The following is a 1,012-nucleotide window of genomic DNA, read 5'->3' on the forward strand; positions in this document are numbered from 1 at the left end:
CCGGTTATTCGGTGACCGGCCATGTTTCTTACGCGCCTTGTTGCCGTACTGTTTAAGCGGCTGTTCGTTGTCAAGAAAAGAGGTCTGGCTGGTATAAGACTCGCTGGCCGTGAGGACCGTGATACCGGCTAAATTGGCCTTATACTTGATTTTGGCAATTATTAACGTGTGCGGGATGCCGATAAAGTTCTGGTTGTTCCGGTTGCCCATGCGGCTGCGCTGTTTCCAGAGACGGTTGGACCCAATAATGATCGTGTTCAGTTCATGGCTGAGCGCATAAGCAACGATGCGCTGACTTGCTTCATGAGCAAACTTGTCAATTTTGCGGTCCCGCTTGTATTCCACATTGTCCAGCCGCCGGCTGGTGTAATTCTGGCCGCTCAGTTTATGGACAGAGACCAGCCGGCTCCGGGTCTTGTTATAGAGCTGGTTCACCGCCTTTAACGGCTTCCCATTGATCAGCCACGGGGTCAAACCAGGGACATTGGTTGCCATCGCAAAAGCATTGTCCACGCCCGGGTCAATCGTCAGGAAGCGGCCATTGTCCGGCTGATAAACGATCTCTTCGATGCCGGAAGGATAGACGATCTCCACCAGGAACCGGCCGTGCTGGGGAATAATGCGCACTTCGTGGACCTTGGTGATTGTGTCGTGTTGCAGTTGGATTGAGAAATTGTCCAAAGCGGGAATCACCACTTGACCGTCTTTGATTTTGGCGGTCTGGCTATCGATGTAGAGGGTGCTGCGGGTCCCCTTGGCGTGGTAACCCGGTAAGCGGGGCCGGCCCAAGAACTTTCCGGGTTCGATAGCATATGCTTTCCGCGCTTTAGACCAGCTTTCAAAGTTATGCACGACGCGGCGCAGGATCTGTTGGGTCAAGTGGCGGTTCCCTTTGGGCATCGTGCCATACACCATGCTGTCCGCTTGATTGAAGGATTGTTTCAAGCTGGTATCTAGGGCACCATAAGTCAGCCACTCATGACGAAAGATCGCCTGACGGCACCGGTACGTC

Annotated in this window: 1 protein-coding gene; it reads right to left on the minus strand. The window is 53.6% G+C overall.

Annotated elements, in window-relative coordinates; translation table 11 throughout:
- Positions 1 to 1,012: RNA-guided endonuclease InsQ/TnpB family protein (locus L248_RS11330; RefSeq protein WP_196812032.1), on the minus strand; the 1,012-nt coding region annotated here is incomplete at both ends.

This window comes from Schleiferilactobacillus shenzhenensis LY-73 (assembly GCF_000469325.1).
Lineage (GTDB): Bacteria > Bacillota > Bacilli > Lactobacillales > Lactobacillaceae > Schleiferilactobacillus > Schleiferilactobacillus shenzhenensis.